This is a genomic window from Nitrincola alkalilacustris (assembly GCF_008973755.1).
In the GTDB taxonomy this organism is placed as follows: domain Bacteria; phylum Pseudomonadota; class Gammaproteobacteria; order Pseudomonadales; family Balneatricaceae; genus Nitrincola; species Nitrincola alkalilacustris.
Map to the genome: position 1 here is coordinate 26976 of NZ_WBOM01000009.1, position 16813 is coordinate 43788.

A 16813-nucleotide genomic window follows, 5' to 3' on the forward strand; every position below is an offset into this window, starting at 1 on the left:
ATCAGGCAAAGTGACGCTTTTCCCCCTCACCTGTCACGTTTTCGATACAACGGCCACACAGCTCTTCATGCCCGGCATGTGTACCGACATCTTCGCGATGGTGCCAGCAGCGTCCGCACTTGGCATGTGAAGAGGCCTGCACCGCCACCTTGAGCCCTGCAACATCCGTATCACGGGCAGAAGTACCCTCAGCCAGAGGCTTGAGTACGGCCGCAGAGGTGATCAGTACGAAACGCAACTCATCCCCCAGCTGCGCCAGGTCTGCCTGCAGTGATTCATCAACATAGAGGACCACTTCAGCGGCCAGAGACGCCTTCACCAGCTTCTCGTTACGCGCATCTTCCAGACACTTGTTGACCGCCGTCTTGACCGCCTGCATGCGCTGCCAGAACGCCACACCCAGCTTGTCATCTTCGTTCATGGTGAACAGACCGTCATACCAGGTGGTGAGCAGCACGGTTTCACGACGCTGCCCCGGCAGCACTTCATAGATCTCTTCAGCGGTGAAGGTCAGAATCGGTGCAATCCAGCGGGTCAGTGCTTCCACGATATGATACAGCGCGGTCTGGCAGGAGCGACGCGGCAGACTATCCGCCTTGGTGGTGTACTGACGATCCTTGATGATATCCAGATAAAAACCGCCCATCTCCTGCACACAGAAGTGGTGAACCTGCTGGTATACATCCAGAAAACGGTAACTTTCGTAGGCAGCGCAGACCTTCTGCTGCAGACGATGCGCGGCATCCACCGCCCAGCGATCCAGCGTCAGCATCTCTTCCGGCTGCAGCAGATCCCGCTCGGGATCAAAGCCATTCAGGTTAGCCAGCAGGAAACGGGCCGTGTTGCGGATACGGCGGTAGGAATCCGCCGTACGATCCAGAATCTGCTTCGATACCGCCATCTCACCGGCATAGTCGGTTGATGCCACCCACAGGCGCAGGATATCGGCACCCAGCGTATCAGTGACCTCCTGAGGTGCAATGACATTACCCAGAGACTTGGACATCTTGTAGCCCTTCTCATCGACCGTGAAGCCGTGTGTCAGGACCTGCTTGTAGGGCGCACAGCCATTGATCGCGATAGAGGTTTTCAGCGAGGACTGGAACCAGCCACGATGCTGATCCGAACCTTCCAGATAGATATCCGCCGGAAAGTGCAGCTCTTCACGCTCGCGCAGTACCGAATGATGCGTGACACCTGAATCAAACCAGACATCCAGTGTATCGGTGACCTTGTCGTAATCGTCCGCTTCGGCACCCAACAGCTCAGAGGCATCCAACTCGAACCAGGCATCAATGCCGCCCTGATCCATGCGCAGGGCAACCTGCTCAATCAGCTCTTCAGTACGCGGATGCAGCTCACCGGTGGCCTTATGTGTGAACACGGCGATCGGCACACCCCAGGTACGCTGGCGCGATACACACCAGTCAGGGCTCTGCTCAACCATGCCTTCGATACGCTGCTGGCCCCACTCCGGGAACCACTGTACACCCTTGATCGCATCGAGCGCCTGCGTGCGCAGCCCCTTGTCATCCATCGACACAAACCACTGAGGTGTCGCGCGATAGATCAGCGGCGTTTTGGTACGCCAGCAGTGCGGATAGCTGTGCTGGAATTTCTTCTGATGCACCAGTGCACCCTTGAGCTCCAGCGCTGTGCAAATCGGCTCATCCACCTTGTACACATGCATACCCGCGAACTCACCGGCTGCATCGGTATAGGTGCCATTGGCCTGCACCAGATTCAGCGTGCCCAGACCATAAGTCTGACCCACCACAAAGTCTTCCATACCATGATCGGGAGCCGTGTGAACGGCACCGGTACCGGCATCCGTCGTGACATGATCACCGAGAATGACCGGTACCTGACGTTCATACAGCGGATGCTGCAGCAACAGATGCTCCAGATCCTGACCCGGGCAACGCCCCAGCACCTGATACTGCTGCACGCCCCAGCGCGCCATGATGTCATCCACCATGTCAGCCGCCACTACCAGCCGCTCCTGCGAGCCCTGATCAACCCGCAGTTGCACCAGCGCATAATCCAGCTCCGCATGCAGCGACACAGCCTGGTTCGCCGGGATGGTCCAGGGCGTTGTGGTCCAGATCACTACTGATACCGGGCCTTCGCCTTCAGTTACGGCAAACTTGCCCAGAGCCGCAGCCTGATCCACTGTCGTAAAACGTACATCGATCGCGATAGAGGTTTTTTCCTGATATTCAACTTCGGCCTCTGCCAGTGCGGACTGCCCGACCACACTCCAGTAAACCGGCTTGTAACCCTTGACCAGATGACCATTAGCGATGATGCGACCCAACGCCCGCACAATATTCGCTTCTGTCTTGAAGTTCATGGTCAGATAGGGATCTTCCCAATCACCCACGATACCCAGACGGATAAAGTCAGCTTTCTGACCGGCAACCTGCTCAGCGGCATAATCACGGCAACGCTGGCGGAACTCGCGGTAAGGCACCTTATCACCGGCACGCCCTATCTGAGTCTCTACCTTGTGCTCAATCGGCAGACCATGACAGTCCCAGCCGGGCACATAGGGAGCATCAAAGCCACTCAAGGTGCGCGACTTGACGATCATATCCTTGATCACCTTGTTGACCGCATGACCGATATGAATACTGCCATTGGCATAAGGAGGGCCATCGTGCAGAACAAACTTTGGACGCCCTTTGCCCTCTTCACGCAGCTTGCGATAAATATCCAGCTCAGCCCAGCGAGCGAGACGCCCCGGTTCGCGCTGGGGCAGGTTTCCGCGCATCGGAAACTCGGTATCGGGCAGATTCAGTGTTGCTTTGTAATCGGTCATATCAGGTCACTTCCAGATTGGCGATCCACCCGGCCTTGCTGGACGAGCCAGGCACGAGCACTGTCTTTATCAATATTGATCTGTGTCTTGAGGCTATCGAGGCCAGAAAATTTCACTTCAGGACGCAAAAAGTGCAGAAACTTCACCTGCATCAACTGGCCATACAGATTGCCGGAAAAATCGAACAGATGAACTTCCAGCACCGGCTGAGTACCGTTCACCGTGGGGCGCATGCCGACATTGCAGACACCCTGCCAGCATTGAGCACCGACACTGGCTTCCACCACATATACCCCCTGCAAGGGGCAGCGAAAGCGGTGCATTCTGACATTGGCTGTCGGTACGCCGATCTGTCGACCGAGCTTCTGTCCATGCTGGACACGCCCTGTCACCCGATATGGGCGACCAAGCAACCGCTCCGCCTCAACAAAATCCGCCCGCATCAGTGCTTCTCTGATCCGGGTACTGCTGACACGTTCACCATCGATCAGATAGGTTTCCGTATTCGCGACACTGAAATCATGGCGGTCGCCCGCCTGCTTCAGCATGGCGTAATCACCGCTGCGATCACAGCCAAAGCGGAAGTCATCTCCCACGACAAAATACTTGACGTTAAGCCCCTTCAGCAGCAACTCTTCGACAAACGCATCTGCCGACATGGAGCGCAAGCGCGAGTTGAAGGTCAGACACAGCACACGGTCTATACCTTCCGCCCGCAGCAGCCTTACTTTTTCATCAAAGCGCGTCAGCCTTGGGGGAGCATTCACACCGGCAAAAAACTCACGCGGCTGCGGCTCAAAGATGATGACGACACTGGGCAGCCCCAGCTCCGCCGCCTTTGCCTTCACCTGCGACAAGATCTGCACATGCCCAAGATGCACACCATCGAAGTTACCGATAGTGGCGACGCAGTCACGGTGTTTGTCACGCAGGTTATGTAAGCCCCGGATCAGTTCCATTCAGCCAACTTGTTGCAAAAATTAAAACGCCATAGTATAGCGCACTGAGGCAGCAATGATCAGCCCCAAGATCACATTCGGCACAACTTATGCAGCAGTTTATGCAATAAGCCATGCACGAATCTTTGCATCAAGTCATGCACGCAGATGACGCAACCTCAACCCACACAGCACCAACGTCAGCAGATACGCAATTCCTCCGACCATCACCAGCAGTGTCATATGCCATATTTTTGACCACATATCGCCCTGCAGCCACACCTGAATATCGCCGATCAGCCAGAACAGAGACGCCAGCATCACCAGATTGGCCACCAGCATCCGCGACAGCGCCACACCCCAACCAGGCTGCCACTGGTACACATCACTGCGTAGCAGGCCATGCAGCAGGAGCCCCGCATTCAGAAAAGCCGACAGCGAAGTCGCCAGCGCCAGCCCGACATGATCCAGTGGCCAGACCAGTATCAGGTTCAGCACCATATTCGCCACCATCGCCCAGATACCGATGCGCACCGGCGTTTTCATATCCTGACGGGAAAAATACCCGCTCGCCAGCACCTTGATAAGCATGAAGGCGAGCAATCCTACGGAATAGGCACGCAGGCTCATCGCCGACATGTATACATCGCGATCCGTCATCTCGCCATAATGAAACAATGTGGCGATCAATGGGCCAGCCAGCACCATCAACGCCAACGCAGCCGGAATCCCGATCAGCAGCAGCATGCGCAAGCCCCAATCCAGCGTCTGAGAAAACTCCAGCGCATTCTTGCCGGCATGCTTGCGCGAAAGGCTGGGCAGAATCACCGTGGCGATGGCAATACCAAACACTCCCAGCGGCAACTCGACCAGGCGGTCCGAGTAGTAGAGCCAGGAGACACTGCCGTTTTGCAGGAATGATGCCAGTATCGTATCCAGCATCAGATTAATCTGCGCCACCGATACGCCGAACAGCGCCGGCACCATCAGACGCAAGATTCGCTTGACGCCCTCATCATTCAACACCGGCTCGGGCTTCGGCAACAGACGCATACGCGCCAGAAAGGGCAGTTGAAACAGCAACTGCACCACACCCGCCATCAACACACCCCAGGCGAGCGCCAGAATCGGTGGATCAAACATCGGACTGAGAAATACAGCCGCTACGATCAGCGACAGATTCAGAAACACCGGAGTGAACGCCGGCACGGCAAAGCGCTCGTAGCTGTTGAGAATCGCCCCACAGAAGGCAGTAAGCGAGATCAGCATCAGATAAGGGAAGGTAATCCTCAGCATCTGAGAGGCCATATGGAAGCGCTCATCATCGGCCAGATAGAAACCGGGCGCAAAGATCGCCGCCAGTACCGGCGCAGCGAGTACGACAAGGATCGTCACCATGATCAACGTCATGCCGAGACTTGCCGCCACTCTATTCACCAGCTGCTGGACAGCCGCCAGATCACGTTGCGTCCTGTATTCCGACAGTACCGGCACGAAGGCCTGGGAAAAAGCGCCCTCGGCAAACAGCCTGCGCATGAAGTTGGGAATCTTGAACGCGACAAAAAAAGCATCCGCATGACCACCGGCACCGAAATAGTTGGCGATCACGACATCCCTGGCGAGTCCGAGCACACGGGAGATCATTGTCATAAGACCGACTATCCCGCTTGAGCGCAACAGACCCGGACGTTTCTTTTCCTGCTCAGACACCTGCACTTCAACTCCCGAAATGGTAAGATAAACTCTGGCGCCGATAATAGCTGTCTTTGTCCCAAGCTGAAACAAGCGTATGCAGTGACAGTGCAAAAAACTCTCGGGTTAGAGTTGACAAAGGCGCCATTAACATGAATAATCTCGCGTCTAATTTTCGGCACCAATGGCGCCGTATATTGCTGATCAACTAAAGTTTTAAGGAGCCAGACTGTGGCGAATTCCGCAGGATCCCGTAAACGTGCCCGCCAGGCGGAGAAGCGTCGTCAACAAAACGCTAGCCTGCGCTCCATGGCACGCACTTATCTGAAAAAAATCATCAAAGCAATCGATGCCGGTGATCAAGCCGCTGCACAGGATGCTTTCAAAGTTGCCCAGCCAATTCTGGACAGCTCTGTATCCAAAGGCATTTTCCACAAGAACAAGATGGCCCGCCACAAGAGCCGTCTGACTGCCAAGATCAAGGCACTGGCGTAAGCCATTTCAGCCTGCCGTACGCCCCGCGTTACGGCCTGCAGTCTGCCTGAAACATAAAAACCGGCTTGCGCCGGTTTTTATGTTTTTGCTTTTCTTTTTTTGCACGCCCTGCCAGCACACTCTACCAGCCTGCGCAAAGAGGCTCTGACCTGAAGCTCAGGCCAGCACCATATTATCCCGATGCACCAACTCCTCCTCCCCCATGAAACCGAGTATTGACTCGATTTCACGACTGGAGCGGCCGACAATACGACCCGCATCCTCTACACCATAATTAGCCAGGCCACGGGCTATCAAGCGCCCTGACTCATCCACCACCATCACCATCTCACCACGCGAGAAATCACCACTGACGCTGCGTACACCCGCCGGTAACAAACTACGCCCAGAACGGGTCAGCGCCGCAACAGCTCCGGCATCAATCACCAGCGCACCACGCGCCTGCAACTGACCTGCAATCCACTGCTTACGCGCCGCCATAGGCTCACGCTCTGGCGTCAACAGGGTTCCGAGCAACTCCGACTGATGCAGCCGCAGCAATACATCCGGCTCGCGCCCACTGGCGATCACCGTCACCGCGCCAGAGCGCGCCGCCAGCTTAGCCGCACGCACCTTGGTTGCCATACCACCACGACCAAGCTTGCCACCACCACCGGCCATGGCGACCAGAGATTCATCGTCAGCACGCGCCTCGGAAATAAAGCGCGCATTCGGATTGCTGCGCGGGTCTGAATCAAATAACCCGCTCTGATCGGTCAGCAGTATCAGCGCATCTGCCTCAACCGCATTCGCCACCAGAGCTCCCAGCGTGTCATTATCTCCAAAGCGGATCTCATCCGTGGCTACCGTGTCATTCTCGTTTACCACCGCGATGACACCCAGCTCGATCAGTGTGCGCATCGCTGAACGCGCATTCAGGTAACGGCGACGATTGGACAGATCATCATGCGTCAGCAGTATCTGCGCCGTATGGATGCCATGACGCATGAAATTAGCCTCATACGCCTGCACCAGACCCATCTGACCGACAGCAGCGGCCGCCTGCAAGCGATGCACCTCACTGGGTCGATCACGCCAACCCAGACGAGTCATCCCCTCCGCAACCGCACCGGATGAAACCAGAATCAACTCCATCCCGGCACTACGCAACTTAACCAACTGCTCAACCCAGCGCGAAATAGCCGCCTGATCAAGCCCCTGGCCATCATTCGTCAACAGCGAGCTGCCAATCTTGACAACCCAACGTCCTTTTTTTGCCAACTTTTCGCGTGCAGCGCTCACTTACTTCTCTCCGTCAGCGTACCCATTCAACTTCAACGTCGTAATCATCGTCGTCAAAATCATCATCCCAGTCATCATCATCCTTCTTGGCCCTCTGCTCGGCACGCAGACGATCAAGGTTCTCACGCGCCTCACGATCAATCACCTCACGCGTTGCGCGCTCCTGCTCCAGTATCTCGGGATTTTCGGCAATCGCCTCAACCCGCGCATCGAGGAAATCCTGCAGATCGTGCACCAGCTTCTGCAGGCCCATCTTATTCAGCGCCGACACCCTATACACAGGACCATCCCACTGCAGCGCGTCCAGCACCTGCTGACAAGCAGACTCCTGCTCCTCTTCCGGGAGCAGATCCAGTTTATTCAGCACCAGCCAGCGTGGCTGCTGCGCCAGCGTTGCACTGAAGCGAGTCAACTCAGCCACAGCAGTCTGCGCCGCTTTTGCCGGAGTCATATCATCCCAGGGCGCCATATCCACAAGATGCAGCAACACACGGTTACGCGCCAGATGTTTGAGGAAGCGAATCCCCAACCCGGCACCCTTGGCAGCACCCTCGATGATGCCGGGAATATCTGCCACGACAAAGCTGCGATGCGCTTCAGTTCTGACCACGCCCAGATTCGGCACCAGCGTGGTGAAAGGATAGTCCGCCACCTTTGGCTTAGCCGAGGAAACAGAGCGGATCAGCGTCGATTTACCCGCATTTGGCAAACCCAACAGACCAACATCCGCCAGCACCTTCAACTCCAGACGCAGGTTACGCAACTCCCCGGGCGAGCCCTTGGTGGTCTGGCGCGGAGAGCGATTGACACTACTCTTGTAACGCGTGTTACCCAGACCATGAAAACCACCCTGAGCAATTTTTTCACGCTGACCGATTACAGTGAGATCTGCCAACACCTCATCCGTATCGACATCCACAACCGTCGTGCCAACCGGGACCATCAGAACGAGATCTTCACCCTTGCCGCCGGTACAGTTACTGCCACGACCCGACTCACCATTCTGCGATTTGTAATAACGGGTAAAACGGTAATCAACCAGCGTATTCAGACCGGCATCCGCCTCGACATATACCGAGCCGCCATCGCCGCCATCACCACCATCCGGCCCACCTTTCGGGATGAATTTTTCACGCCGAAAGCTCATACACCCGTTACCACCTTTACCGGCTTCAACGGTAATCAACGCTTCATCGACAAACTTCATAACACCCCCCGAAAGGTAAACTGAATCCGATCAACTGCCCGAAAGAACAGCCAACCGACCTATACTTCGCATGACCAACCCACTGCACATGCTACAAACGAAAAAAGCTCCGCCTGGGCGGAGCTTTTTTTCAGGTCTGGCTGTCTGCTCAGGCTGGAACGATGCTAACGTATTTACGCTTGTTAGCACCCTTAACCTCAAACTTGACCACGCCAGCTGCTTTAGCAAACAGTGTGTGATCCTTGCCACAACCAACATTCTCACCCGCATGGAACTTGGTTCCGCGCTGACGAATCAGAATATTGCCCGCCAGAACTGCCTGACCGCCGAAACGCTTAACACCCAGACGCTTGGACTGTGAGTCGCGGCCGTTACGCGTGGAACCACCCGCCTTCTTATGAGCCATTGTATCAATCTCCTATTCGGTTGTCGGTATCAAAGCCTGAATCAGGCGCTGATGCCTGTAATCTTGACTTCAGTAAACCACTGACGGTGGCCCTGGCGCTTCATGTGGTGCTTACGACGACGGAACTTGATGATAGTCACCTTGTCGCCACGGCCGTGAGCCACAACTTCTGCAGACACTTTGGCACCTTCAACAACTGGCGCACCGACTTTAACGTCGTCGCCGTTGCTGACCAGCAGCACACGATCAAACTCAACATTGGCACCCTGCTCAGCAGTCAGCTTTTCCAGCTTCAGAGTCTGACCTTCCTGTACACGGTACTGCTTACCGCCACTTACAATCACTGCAAACATAATATTCTCCGATTAATGACCCATCCGGCTACTAGAACGACACCTGCTTCTAATGGCTTGATCCACCTTATATGGACCAGATCGATCATCTCCATGGAGACAACTCGACACCATATGACAGGGAGCGAAATATGGATAGGTTCAGGGCGCGCAATTATACAGCCAGATCATCCCACATTCAACACTATCGACCGTTAATTAAACGCTGAGCCATTTTACACGAAAGCCCTTTTCTTGACAGGGGGCGCCCTTCTCCCTAGCATGCTCGGAACGAATCTGTTCATACCAGCATCGACTCATGCAGCCACATCAGCTAAACCCTATTATAGAACCCCAGTTTGACGCCGTGACGGACTTCATCCTCAATCACCTGGGATCGAATGTCCCACTGGTGGAAAAGATGGGGCATTACATAGTCGAGAGCGGCGGCAAGCGCTTGCGTCCGCTGCTGGTACTGCTCAGCGCCAACGCCTGCCAATACCAGGGCTCACGCCACATCGAACTGGCCGCGGTGATTGAATTCATCCATACCGCCACGCTGCTGCACGATGACGTGGTGGACAACTCAGAACTGCGCCGCGGTAATGCCACCGCCAATGCCAAGTGGGGCAACGCTCCCAGCGTTCTGGTCGGCGACTTCCTCTATTCACGCGCTTTCCAGTTAATGGTTGATATCGGCAGCATGGAGATCATGCGCATTATCTCCAACGCCACCACAGTGATCGCAGAGGGCGAAGTGCTGCAGTTGCTTAACCAGCGCAACCCGGGCATCACAGAAGATGCCTATATGCAGGTGATACTGGGCAAGACCGCCATGCTGTTTGAGGCGGCATCGGAGTGCGGTGCAATACTTGCAAACGCCTCAGCCACTGAGCGTGAAGCACTGCGCCTGTATGGTCGCCACCTGGGCATCGCCTTCCAGCTGATCGATGATCTGATGGATTACGTCTCCTCATCCGATCAGATGGGCAAGAATACCGGCGACGATCTGGCCGAAGGCAAAACCACGCTGCCATTGATCCACGCCATGAAAACCGGCTCGGAAGAAGATTGTCAAATGGTACGCAACGCCATCCGCAGCGGCGGCCTGGACGATCTGCAACCGATACTGGATATCGTACAGCGCACAGGCGGCCTGGATTACACACGCGAGCAGGCACATGAGCAGTCAAGACTGGCCATTGCGGCGCTTGAAAACCTGCCCGAATCCTCTTTTCGCGATACACTGACCGACATTGCCAACCTTGCCGTATCGCGCAACAGTTGAGCCACGCATAACCGGACAATCCATAGCTGATCCATCCATAGCCGAACCCTCGAGGCGGAAGCGAGCACTGCTCAGTCCGCCATCCTCCCCGAAACAACCCTCATATATCAGCCAAAAAGCGTCAACTTCATACTTTCTGAGGCACAAGTCGTGCTTCAATCTGGATGAACCGGTATAATCCGATCAAAATTTGACAAAAATAGCCATTGGATAAACAGCTTCACATGACTAGACCTTCATCATTCGAACGCGAAGACCTTCTTAAATGCGGCCATGGCGAGATGTTCGGGCCAGGTAACGCCCGCCTCCCTGTCGGCAATATGCTGATGATGGACCGCATCCTGGAAATCAACGAAACCGGAGGCGAATTCGGCAAGGGCGAAATCATTGCCGAGCTGGATATCCATCCCGATCTCTGGTTCTTTGACTGCCATTTCCCGACCGACCCGGTCATGCCCGGCTGCCTGGGCCTTGATGCCATGTGGCAGATTGTCGGTTTCTATCTGGGCTGGAAAGGCAACAAGGGTCGCGGCCGGGCGCTGGGGGCAGGTGAGGTAAAGTTCACCGGCCAGGTTCTGCCAAGCGCTAAAAAAGTCACCTACCATGTCCAGCTCAAGCGCGTGATTGAGCGCAAGCTGGTCATGGGAATTGCCGATGCAACCATGTGCGTTGATGGCCGCGAGATCTATACCGCCAAGGACCTGCGGGTTGGCCTCTTTACCTCGACAGACAGCTTCTGATTCAGCTATACAGAAACTGACGATCATGATGTGAGCCCCGAACTGAACACTCGGGGCATAATCCAAAACACGTACACAGCAAAGTACAAGAATTAGAGAGAGACTGCACATGCGACGCGTAGTAGTCACCGGTATGGGAATTGTGTCCTGCCTGGGCACTGATAAAGCAACCGTTCTTGAGTCCCTGAAACTGGGCCGGTCCGGCATAAAATTTCAGCCTGAGTATGAAGAGCTGGGCTTTCGCAGTCAGGTCGCTGGCAGTATCGATCTGGATCTTGAAAGCCTGATCGATCGCAAACTGCTCCGCTTCATGGGCGATGCCGCCGCTTACTCCTATCTGGCGATGAAGCAGGCGATTGAAGACTCAGGTCTGGAAGAGAGTGATGTATCCAATGTACGAACCGGTCTGATCGCAGGTTCCGGTGGCGCCTCCTCTGCCGATATCGTCGAAACAGCCGACATCCTCAGAAGCAAGGGCGTACGCCGTGTAGGACCCTACCGTGTCACACGCACGATGGGCTCCACCGTCTCCGCCTGCCTTGCTACCCCGTTCAAGATCAAGGGTATCAACTACTCCATCACCTCTGCCTGCGCCACCAGCGCACACTGCATCGGTAATGCGATGGAGCAGATCCAGATGGGCAAACAGGATATCGTTTTTGCCGGTGGTGGCGAAGAGCTGCACTGGTCCCTCAGCGTCATGTTTGATGCGATGGGCGCCTTGTCCAGCAAATACAACGACACACCGGAAAAAGCCTCCCGCGCCTATGATGCAAACCGCGATGGTTTCGTCATTGCCGGCGGTGCAGGCATGCTGGTACTGGAAGATCTGGATCACGCCCTGGCCCGTGGTGCGAAAATCTATGGCGAGCTGGTCGGCTATGGTGCCACCTCTGACGGCTACGACATGGTTGCCCCATCCGGTGAAGGCGCAATCCGCTGCATGCAGCAGGCGATGGCAACGGTTGATGGCTCTATCGACTATATCAACTCGCACGGCACCTCCACACCTGCGGGCGACATTCAGGAACTTAAGGCGATGAAAGCGGTTTTTGGTGACCAGCTGCCACCCGTCAGCTCCACCAAGTCACTGACCGGTCACTCTCTGGGTGCGACAGGCGTTCAGGAAGCGATCTACTGTCTGCTGATGCAGGAAAATGACTTTGTCTGCGCATCTGCCAATATCGAAGAGCTGGACCCGGAAGCAGCCGGCATGCCGATTGCCCGCGAGCGTCTGGATAATGTCAAACTGGAGCGCGTGATGTCAAACAGCTTCGGCTTCGGCGGCACCAACTCAACGCTGATCTTCCAGAAGTACAACGGCTGATCGTAACTGCCTGCTTACTACACCCTGCCTGACGACACCCTGATCGGGGTTCGTCAGGCAGACTTTTCAGATCAGATTCAGACTCAGGCGCCCGACTCCTGCTTCACCATCTCCTGCTCAATCCACCCCATCACTTCGGCATGTATCTCATCAACCGGACGATCCTCAACCGCTACCGGTTTTCCGATCCGCACCTTGACCACACCCGGATATTTGATAAAGGATTTCCCCGGCCAGTAACGCCCCGCATCATGCACGATAGGGACTATCGGCACCTGATTACTGACCGCCAGCATCGTGCCCCCCTTGTTGAAACGCCCCATTTTTCCGACAGGTACGCGTGTGCCCTGCGGAAAAATCAGCACCGGAACGCCATCCTTGAGCCGTTCACTGCCCTGCTGCAATAACTGCTTGAGTGCATCGCGAGGTTTTGAACGGTCCAGCGCAATAGGGTTCAACATGCCAAGTGCCCAGCCAAACAGAGGTATTTTCAACAGCTCTCGCTTGAGCACTACTGCCTGAGGACGCACCAGCAATTGCAGGTAGAGGGTCTCCCACTCACTCTGATGGTTGGCCACTGCGACAAATGCGCCCTCCTGCGGAAGGTTCTCGCGTCCGCTCACCTCCACCTTCAAGCCACAAGTCACCCGTAACCAGAAAATATAGAAGTAATTGATCGCGGTAAAAAAGACAAAGCGCTGCCTGAACGAGAGCAGAGGCCCCAGTAGCAGGCAAAAAGGAGCAAACAGAATAGTGACAGGATAGAAGCCCAGCGCAAACAGCACTGCCCTGAACTTCAGTAGAACACCCGACCTCATGCGCCCCCCTCTGCCAGACGCCGGTTGGCAACCGGATAGGCGTACATTTTCCTCAGGAAGTCACAGGCCTGCCCTTCAACCTGAGACACTCTCTCTTCAAACTGTTTTGCCTCGGCCGCTGATACCTCTTCACCAGCTGCCGCCAGATTGGAGGGATGTAGATAATAACTGGTATGAATCTGTCGATCTACCTCCTTTGCCAGCGCATCAGGTGTCTCAAACTCACCTTTCAACACATCTCCGAAGGCCACATGAACATGCCCTTTCTGGCCGGTAATGCCCTTGACGATACTGTCGATATCCTCGAACTGCCCCTTCTCATAATGACCATGTTCGGCAATCGCAGCCAGCTCCCGTGCCTTGAACACATCACAGGGATCATACTCGTAGGAGATGGAGACAGGCACAATATTCAGGCGATCCACCATCTCACAGAGGGTGCGTTTGTTCCGATGCGCCATGTAGAACATCTTCATCAGGGTTGGATCGGTGCGATCATTACCATCCTTGGAGCGGCCCTGGCGCTGCGCAATCCAGACCGAATGGCCCGTGGCGATGCTGTGATCAATATATTCCGACAACTGCACCATCGCAGCCATCATCTCACGTGGCGCCTTGATGGATCGACGCACAATGAAACTCTTGTTCAAGCGCATCAGATCCGAAACATAAGGCTTGCGCAGAAGGTTGTCCCCTATGGCGATACGCACGGTATTCAGCTTGTACTGGTATAGCGCCCAGTTCACAAAAGCCGGGTCCATGGCAATATCCCGATGATTGGATACAAACAGGTAGGCCTCGGATGGGTCCAGCTTTTCGATACCCGAAACACTCAGCTTCGTTGTGCTTCTGGCAATCATCTTGCTCATGTAGGAGGCAATCATCAGCTGAAAATCGCGAACAGACTCCACATCACCAACACGTGTCGCCAGTGCTATTCTGATCGCAGGGCGCAACAGACGTCTTACCCACTTTGGCAGGCGCGGAAACTGATAATGTGTGATCACATCAATCAATTCGTTATCTCGCAACATCCTGGCCAATACAGCAGCAACTTCATCATCCCGATAAGGGCGAATCGCCTGAAAGGGGTCGGCGGTCAGATTCTCTTCACTCATGCTTTTTCTTGTTAGCCTCGGAGCACAAAAGCCGGTATTTTATCCTTTTCCGGGGTTAAATGCAGTTAAAGTATCAGCCGAGCACCTTCTTATCCCGTTTTCTTCAGCCCTGCTCAGCTCTGACACGCCTGTCTGGACAACAGAGCTTGCCAGACAATGCAGATCGGCGCTATCGTCAGTCAGCCGACAGCTGATTGAGGAGATAACATGCCAGTTCACATGCAATCCATTTCACAACGAATAGACTGGTTGATGGAACTCAGCCAACGCCATTCAGAACAGTTCTCCAGCCCTGAAGCGATGCTTGCCAGAGAGCGCTATCTGGCCAGACATCCCACTCATGTGATCGTACTCAAATGCATGGATGGTCGGATCCACATACCCTATGCCACACGCACGCCACTGGGCATCATCGCCCCCTTCAGAAATCTTGGCGGGATCTTCAACCTCGGCTGGCCCTATCTTGGTGAAATGCTGGCCGACAGTGTCCATGCTGCAGTCAGCCAGGGGCGCAGAGTCCTGCTGCTGATCACCTACCACTACTCTCGCGGTGCTCCGTCCAGAGGCTGTGCCGGATTCAACTGCAACAAACAGGCAGCCATAGATCATGCCTATGAGATCAAAGCCCAGGTAGAGGCGATTTTTGGACAGGAGCACCAGACCGTCTACCCGGTGGTCTGTGGCTTTGAAACCGATCTGGATGCGCTGGTGGTACATGGCAATGACGAACAGCTACTGGATATTGCCGATATTACACATGAGCAGTGTGATGCGCTTGACGGACATGTTGCGAACCTGTTTCCCGATATGCCGGGACAGGTGCGTCAGGATCTGCTGCCACTGCTGCGCGGCAACCATGCACACGTCAGCTCCCTGAAAGGGGTGGCCAGAGCACTCGATATCGAGCATCGGGAGTGGGTGATCTGTGTCGGCAGAGGCTTTGACTTCCTGCATGTCCCGAATATAGCTCTGATTGTCGGACCCTACAGCCCCAATCTGGCAGAGCCGATCGGAACGGCCGCCCAGATCATTCGCAACAATATGGCACAGGGCAGATTACCGGATGATGGCTTCCTGTTGCTGGCATCCACCCCCTATCATGAGCCGGGGGTCGACAAGGCGCGTGCAACACTCAAGTCCAGATTCCTGTCTGATTTTGCCGCCCAGACGATCATTCAGCAGTTCCCTGATCTGGCTGACAAAATGATCAGACGCACCGCGATTCTGAACTGGCAGACACGCGGACTTGAGCTGCTGGATCAGCAGGTTAACTGACTTCAGAGCACCTCGACCCGGGACTCATAGTAGTGCCGGATCAGGCGTTGCAGCTCACTGCGCCAGGGGCGTTGTCGGACACCGAAAGTATTGAGAATCTTCTTGCACTTGAGCACACAGGAAGCTGGTCGCTGTGCATCGCTGGGGTATTCATCAGAGGATACCGGCACCAGATCTATCACTGCCAGCTCCTCGTATTGCCGTGCAGCTGCAATAATCGTCTCGCTGAAGCCATAGCGAGTGGTAACTTCAGCACCACAGTAGTGATAAGTACCCCAGCCTTCGGCACCATTGCTGAGCTGTTTGAGGATTGCGATAGCAACACGCGCCAGATCACTTGCTGGCGTCGGACAGCCGCGGCGATCGTTGTAGGCATGAATTACCTCCTGCCGCCGCGCCTGATCAAGCAGTCGCAACATGTAATTGTCGCCGCTCTCACTGAACAGCCAACTGGTGCGCAGAATAATATGGCGTGGCAGCACCTGACGTATCGCCTCCTCGCCCTGCAGTTTACTGAGCCCATAGATACCCAACGGGGCTGTCTCATAGTCTTCCGTATAGCCGCTGGCATACTGCCCATCAAACACATAGTCGGTGGACAGGTGCAGCATCGGAATCGACAGCTCACCGCAAGCCAGCGCCAGCAGCCTCGGCCCTTCGGCATTGATACTGAAGGCCAGATCAGGATTATGCTCAGCCGCATCAACGCGATTAAAGCCCGCGCAGTTGATCACGTAATCGGGCAAAAACGCATCCAACTGCGCCTGAATGCTCTGTTCACTGGTCACATCCAGCTTCCTGCGCCCGAGTGCCAGGACATTGAAATCAGGATCGGCATCCGCCAGACGAGCAATTTCACTGCCGGCCTGGCCCTCAGCGCCAGTAATTAATAACTTTACCGGTTCTCCAAACAATCATGCGACTCCTGATCAGGACACTATTCAAACACACTGCATAACACTTCATGCCCTAGAATACCGATATGGCAGGCAGCAGCAAAGCCTATAGCAGGGATATATACAGATCAAGCAGTACCTTTTCCTGCAGTGGATATCGACTACAATAACAGGGGTAA

15 protein-coding genes are annotated in these 16813 nt (G+C 55.1%); 5 read left to right on the plus strand and 10 right to left on the minus strand.

What is annotated here, in order from left to right; translation table 11 throughout:
* Position 1: 1 nt before the first annotated feature.
* From ileS to murJ, 3 genes are all read right to left on the minus strand, one after another.
* A complete protein-coding gene (gene ileS, locus F7R27_RS15405; RefSeq protein WP_151705157.1) occupies positions 2–2821 on the minus strand; it encodes an isoleucine--tRNA ligase in 2820 nt (939 codons plus the stop codon).
* Complete coding sequence (gene ribF, locus F7R27_RS15410) at positions 2818–3780, minus strand: bifunctional riboflavin kinase/FAD synthetase (RefSeq protein WP_151705158.1); 963 nt, start codon at positions 3778–3780, stop codon at positions 2818–2820. Before ribF ends, ileS begins: the two co-directional genes overlap by 4 nt.
* Positions 3781–3915: 135 nt before the next feature.
* Positions 3916–5409 carry a murein biosynthesis integral membrane protein MurJ gene (murJ, locus tag F7R27_RS15415; RefSeq protein WP_151705275.1) on the minus strand — a complete coding sequence of 498 codons (1494 nt, stop codon included), beginning with the start codon at positions 5407–5409 and terminating at the stop codon, positions 3916–3918.
* Positions 5410–5682: 273 nt separating this feature from the next.
* Between murJ and rpsT the strand changes: the two genes are divergently transcribed.
* Positions 5683–5946 (plus strand): 30S ribosomal protein S20, encoded by a 264-nt coding sequence (gene rpsT / locus F7R27_RS15420; RefSeq protein WP_151705159.1) that lies wholly within the window; start codon positions 5683–5685, stop codon positions 5944–5946.
* Positions 5947–6102: 156 nt separating this feature from the next.
* Here rpsT and proB read toward each other — a convergent pair whose 3' ends face one another.
* The 4 genes from proB to rplU all read right to left on the minus strand — a co-directional run bounded on the left by proB (position 6103) and on the right by rplU (position 9193).
* The gene (proB, locus tag F7R27_RS15425) at positions 6103–7227 is read right to left on the minus strand and encodes a glutamate 5-kinase (protein WP_151705160.1); all 1125 of its coding nucleotides are present in this window, start codon (positions 7225–7227) and stop codon (positions 6103–6105) included.
* Positions 7228–7240: 13 nt separating this feature from the next.
* Complete coding sequence (gene cgtA / locus F7R27_RS15430) at positions 7241–8434, minus strand: Obg family GTPase CgtA (protein WP_151705161.1); 1194 nt, start codon at positions 8432–8434, stop codon at positions 7241–7243.
* Positions 8435–8582: 148 nt separating this feature from the next.
* A complete protein-coding gene (gene rpmA, locus F7R27_RS15435; protein ID WP_151705162.1) occupies positions 8583–8840 on the minus strand; it encodes a 50S ribosomal protein L27 in 258 nt (85 codons plus the stop codon).
* 41 nt (positions 8841–8881) lie between these two features.
* Positions 8882–9193, minus strand: a complete 312-nt coding sequence (rplU, locus tag F7R27_RS15440; RefSeq protein ID WP_151705163.1) for a 50S ribosomal protein L21 — start codon at positions 9191–9193, stop codon at positions 8882–8884.
* Positions 9194–9491: 298 nt separating this feature from the next.
* On the opposite strand from rplU, the gene ispB reads away from it, so the two are divergent.
* From ispB to fabB, 3 genes are all read left to right on the plus strand, one after another.
* Entirely contained in the window at positions 9492–10460 is a 969-nt protein-coding gene (gene ispB, locus F7R27_RS15445) for an octaprenyl diphosphate synthase (RefSeq protein WP_151705164.1), read from the plus strand.
* Between the two features lie 224 nt (positions 10461–10684).
* Positions 10685–11200, plus strand: coding sequence for a bifunctional 3-hydroxydecanoyl-ACP dehydratase/trans-2-decenoyl-ACP isomerase (gene fabA, locus F7R27_RS15450; protein WP_151705165.1), 516 nt, complete (start codon positions 10685–10687; stop codon positions 11198–11200).
* 109 nt (positions 11201–11309) lie between these two features.
* Positions 11310–12527, plus strand: coding sequence for a beta-ketoacyl-ACP synthase I (gene fabB, locus F7R27_RS15455; protein ID WP_151705166.1), 1218 nt, complete (start codon positions 11310–11312; stop codon positions 12525–12527).
* Positions 12528–12610: 83 nt separating this feature from the next.
* On the opposite strand, the gene F7R27_RS15460 is transcribed toward fabB, so the two are convergent.
* Both F7R27_RS15460 and F7R27_RS15465 read right to left on the minus strand, forming a co-directional pair.
* Positions 12611–13345, minus strand: a complete 735-nt coding sequence (locus F7R27_RS15460) for a lysophospholipid acyltransferase family protein (RefSeq protein WP_151705167.1) — start codon at positions 13343–13345, stop codon at positions 12611–12613.
* Positions 13342–14463, minus strand: coding sequence for a 1-acyl-sn-glycerol-3-phosphate acyltransferase (locus F7R27_RS15465; RefSeq protein ID WP_151705168.1), 1122 nt, complete (start codon positions 14461–14463; stop codon positions 13342–13344). The genes F7R27_RS15460 and F7R27_RS15465 overlap by 4 nt, the downstream gene beginning before the upstream one ends.
* Before the next feature lie 207 nt (positions 14464–14670).
* On the opposite strand from F7R27_RS15465, the gene F7R27_RS15470 reads away from it, so the two are divergent.
* Entirely contained in the window at positions 14671–15738 is a 1068-nt protein-coding gene (locus F7R27_RS15470) for a carboxysome shell carbonic anhydrase domain-containg protein (protein ID WP_151705169.1), read from the plus strand.
* 2 nt (positions 15739–15740) lie between these two features.
* Here F7R27_RS15470 and rfbD read toward each other — a convergent pair whose 3' ends face one another.
* Positions 15741–16652, minus strand: coding sequence for a dTDP-4-dehydrorhamnose reductase (rfbD, locus tag F7R27_RS15475; RefSeq protein WP_151705170.1), 912 nt, complete (start codon positions 16650–16652; stop codon positions 15741–15743).
* Positions 16653–16813 lie beyond the last annotated feature (161 nt).

Bases quoted from the DNA above. Each gene is read 5' to 3' on its own strand.
- ileS (WP_151705157.1), bottom strand. From the start codon at position 2,821: ATGACCGATTACAAAGCAACACTGAATCTGCCCGATACCGAGTTTCCG.
- ribF (WP_151705158.1), bottom strand. From the start codon at position 3,780: ATGGAACTGATCCGGGGCTTACATAACCTGCGTGACAAACACCGTGAC.
- murJ (WP_151705275.1), bottom strand. From the start codon at position 5,409: ATGACAATGATCTCCCGTGTGCTCGGACTCGCCAGGGATGTCGTGATC.
- cgtA (WP_151705161.1), bottom strand. From the start codon at position 8,434: ATGAAGTTTGTCGATGAAGCGTTGATTACCGTTGAAGCCGGTAAAGGT.
- rpmA (WP_151705162.1), bottom strand. From the start codon at position 8,840: ATGGCTCATAAGAAGGCGGGTGGTTCCACGCGTAACGGCCGCGACTCA.
- rplU (WP_151705163.1), bottom strand. From the start codon at position 9,193: ATGTTTGCAGTGATTGTAAGTGGCGGTAAGCAGTACCGTGTACAGGAA.
- ispB (WP_151705164.1), top strand. From the start codon at position 9,492: ATGCAGCCACATCAGCTAAACCCTATTATAGAACCCCAGTTTGACGCC.
- fabA (WP_151705165.1), top strand. From the start codon at position 10,685: ATGACTAGACCTTCATCATTCGAACGCGAAGACCTTCTTAAATGCGGC.
- fabB (WP_151705166.1), top strand. From the start codon at position 11,310: ATGCGACGCGTAGTAGTCACCGGTATGGGAATTGTGTCCTGCCTGGGC.
- F7R27_RS15460 (WP_151705167.1), bottom strand. From the start codon at position 13,345: ATGAGGTCGGGTGTTCTACTGAAGTTCAGGGCAGTGCTGTTTGCGCTG.
- F7R27_RS15465 (WP_151705168.1), bottom strand. From the start codon at position 14,463: ATGAGTGAAGAGAATCTGACCGCCGACCCCTTTCAGGCGATTCGCCCT.
- F7R27_RS15470 (WP_151705169.1), top strand. From the start codon at position 14,671: ATGCCAGTTCACATGCAATCCATTTCACAACGAATAGACTGGTTGATG.